Source organism: Janibacter sp. CFPM2_SD2 (genome assembly GCF_057364645.1).
Genome location: NZ_JBNFOF010000262.1, coordinates 1 through 3,217, shown reverse-complemented (window position 1 = coordinate 3,217; position 3,217 = coordinate 1). Strand labels below are relative to the sequence as shown.

Annotated in this window: 4 protein-coding genes and 1 pseudogene; all 5 read left to right on the top strand. The window is 73.2% G+C overall.

The window, feature by feature from the left end:
• Nucleotides 1–272 (top strand): hypothetical protein (locus AC2W7J_RS16900; RefSeq protein WP_485983833.1); only part of this gene is annotated, 272 nt, incomplete at its 5' end.
• A gap of 21 nt (nucleotides 273–293) precedes the next feature.
• Entirely contained in the window at nucleotides 294–1,313 is a 1,020-nt protein-coding gene (locus tag AC2W7J_RS16895; protein WP_421007107.1) for an iron ABC transporter substrate-binding protein, read from the top strand.
• Nucleotides 1,297–1,944 (top strand): annotated as a pseudogene (locus AC2W7J_RS16890) (ABC transporter permease); the annotation flags it as partial. The gene AC2W7J_RS16895 and the pseudogene AC2W7J_RS16890, both read left to right, overlap by 17 nt.
• A 41-nt stretch (nucleotides 1,945–1,985) precedes the next feature.
• Nucleotides 1,986–2,834 carry an ABC transporter permease subunit gene (locus AC2W7J_RS16885; RefSeq protein WP_485983835.1) on the top strand — a complete coding sequence of 283 codons (849 nt, stop codon included), beginning with the start codon at nucleotides 1,986–1,988 and terminating at the stop codon, nucleotides 2,832–2,834.
• Nucleotides 2,831–3,217, top strand: a 387-nt coding sequence (locus AC2W7J_RS16880) for an ATP-binding cassette domain-containing protein (protein ID WP_485983831.1), incomplete at its 3' end; no start/stop codon positions are given. The genes AC2W7J_RS16885 and AC2W7J_RS16880, both read left to right, overlap by 4 nt.

The window sequence follows — 3,217 nt, the reverse complement described above, 5'->3', positions numbered from 1 at the left end:
GCCGTCCTCGGCCTCGTCCCGCGCGTGCCGCTCCCGCGCCCCTCGCCCTCCCGCTCGGGCTCGTCGCGGCCGCGTCGCTGCACATCTACCTCGTCCAGTGGCAGGTCTTCCGGGTCGTGGACGACCCGTGGCTCGCCCTGGCCGGGTCCCTCGTCCTCGGGGTCGTGCTGTGGTGGCTGCTGCAGCGCCCGACGCACGCCCTGGCCGACCTGGCCACCCGGGACCGCCGTCCCGCCCCCGCACCGACCGGCCCCCGGGCCGAGACCGCCTGAACGATCGGAGACCCCGCGATGATGACCCGACGCACCCTCATGGTGAGCGCCCTCGGCGCCTCCGTCCTCGCCCTCGCCGCCTGCGGCGGCTCGGACGGCCCGGCGACCGACCCGGACGCGCTGCAGATCTACTCCAGCCAGCACGACACCCTCACCAAGGCCTGGGCCGAGGGCTTCACCAAGAAGACCGGCATCAAGACGCAGGTCCGCGCCGGCAAGGACTCCTCGATGGGTCACCAGATCGTCCAGGAGGGCGAGGCCTCGCCCGCCGACGTCTTCCTCACCGAGAACAGCCCCGCGATGACTCTCGTCGAGGAGGCGAAGCTGCTCGCCCCCATCGACGCGAAGACGCTCGCCAAGGTGCCCGAGGACCGCCGCCCCAGCAGCGGCGACTGGACGAGCGTGGCCGCCCGGTCCACCGTCCTCGTCTACAACCCCGACAAGATCGACGCCAAGGACCTGCCGGCCTCGCTCATGGACCTGCAGGACCCGGAGTACAAGGACCAGTGGGGCGCCGGCGCGACGGGCGCCGACTTCCAGGCGATCGTCGCCGGCATGCTCGCCGACCAGGGCGAGGCGAAGACGAAGACCTGGCTCGAGGGCATGAAGACCAATGCGCGCATCTACGAGAACAACATCGCGACGATGAAGGCCGTCAACGCCGGCGAGGTCCCGATGGGCGTCATCTACCACTACTACTGGTACCGCGACCAGGCCGAGACCAAGGAGGGCACGGCCAGCACCAAGCTGCACTACTTCAAGCACGAGGACCCCGGCGCCTTCGTCAGCCTCTCCGCCGCGGGCGTGCTCAAGAACGCCAAGCACGCCGACGAGGCCCAGCAGTTCGTCGACTACGTCCTCTCGAAGGAGGGCCAGCAGGTCCTCGAGACGAGCGGCTCGAAGGAGTACGCGGTCGCCACCGGCGCCGCCTCCGACCCGGACCTGCCCACTCTCGACTCCCTCGAGTCGCCCGACGTCGACCCCTTCGGCCTCGACTCCGAGAAGGTCACCCGGCTGATGACCGATGCCGGTCTCCTCTAGGCACCTCGTGGTGGCCGCGGCGGTCCTCGCCGCGGCCATCACCCTGCTCCCGATCGGGGTCGTCGCCGTCGACGCGATCGGGCGGACCCCCGGCGGGCTCGGCGGCGCCGCGGACTACCTCGTGCGCCCGCGCATCGGCGAGCTGCTCGCCAACACCCTCCTGCTCATCGCCGTCACCGTCCCCGCGACGGTCGTCCTCGGTGTCGGCTCCGCGTGGCTCGTCGAGCGGACCGACCTGCCCCTCGCCGGCGTGTGGCGGGTGCTCCTCGGCGCCCCGCTCGCCGTCCCGGCCTTCGTCGCCGCCTATGCCTGGGTCTCCTTCCGCCCCGGCCTCGACGGGCTGGGCGGGGCGGCGCTCGTGACGACCGCCGCGTACTTCCCCTTCGTCTACCTGCCCGTGGCGGCCATCCTGCGTGACCTCGACGCCGCCCCGGAGGAGGACGCCCGGGCGCTCGGGGCCGGACCGTGGGCTGCCTGGCGGCGGACCGTCCTGCCGCGGCTGCGCCCCGCGATCAGTGGTGGCGCGCTGCTCGTCGCGCTGCACCTGCTCGCGGAGTTCGGCGTGCTCGAGATGATGCGCTACCCGACCTTCACCACCGCGATCCTCGTGCAGTACCAGGTGAGCTTCAGCAGCAACCAGGGCAGCCTGCTCGCGCTCGTCCTCGTGCTGCTGTGCGTCACCGTCCTCACCCTCGAGCACCTGGTGCGCGGCAGCGCCCGCACCTCCCGCGTCGGCCGCGGCGTCCACCGCCGGGCCGAGGCCGTGCGCCTGGGCCGCTGGGCCCCGCTCGCCTGCCTCGCGCTGACGGCCGTCGTCCTCGTCTCCCTCGTCGTCCCCGTGACGCTCGTCGGACGCTGGCTCGCGCGCTGGGCCGCCGCCCCCGCCGCAGGGATCGCGATGCGCCCCTCCCTGCTGCTCACCACCGGCTCGACGATCTCCCTCGCGCTCGCCGCGGCCGCCCTCACCCTGCTGCTCGCCCTCCCCGGGGCCTGGCTGCTCAGCCGCCGTCGCTCCGGGTGGACGCTCCTGCTCGAGCGCGTCACCTATGTCGCCAGCTCGCTGCCCGGCGTCGTCATCGCGCTGGCGCTGATCACCCTGTCGGTGCGCTACCTCCCGGCGGCCTACCAGAGCCCCGCCCTGCTCGTGCTCGGCTACACGATCCTCTTCATCCCCCGGGCGATGTCTCGCTGCGCTCCCGGCCTGGCCGCCGCGCCCCCCGGAGCTCAGACGCAGCGCGCTCGCTCGGCAGCAGCCCGGCCGAGGCCTTCCGCCGGGTCGTGCTGCCGCTCATCCTCCCGTCGGCCCTCACCGGAGCGGCGCTCGTGGCCATCGCGACGGCGACCGAGCTCACCGCGACCCTGCTGCTCGCGCCGACGGGCACCTCGACCCTCGCGACGGCCTTCTGGGCCGCCAGCGACGAGTTCGACTACACGGGGGCGGCCCCCTTCGCGGCGATGATGATCCTGCTGTCCGCCCCGCTGACCTTCCTGATGCTCCGACAGAGTGGGATCGAAGAATGAGCACCGTCGACATCCACGGCATCACCGTCGGGTACGGCTCCGAGCCGATCCTGCACGGCGTCGACCTCACGGTCCCCACCGGCACGACGACCGCGGTCCTCGGCGCCTCCGGTGGCGGCAAGACGACCCTGCTGCGGGTCATCGCTGGCTTCCTCGCCCCAGACGCGGGGACCGTGCGCATCGGTGAGCGGATCGTGTGCGGCGAAGGGAGGTCCGTCCCGCCCGAGCGGCGCGGCATCGGCTACGTGCGCCAGGACGGGGGACTCTTCCCGCACCTCGACGTCGCGCACAACATCACCTTCGGCATGCGCCGCGCCGCGCGGCGCGCGGCGACCGGGTCGGCGAGCTCCTCGAGCTCGTCGGCCTGCCCGCGAGCACCGCGA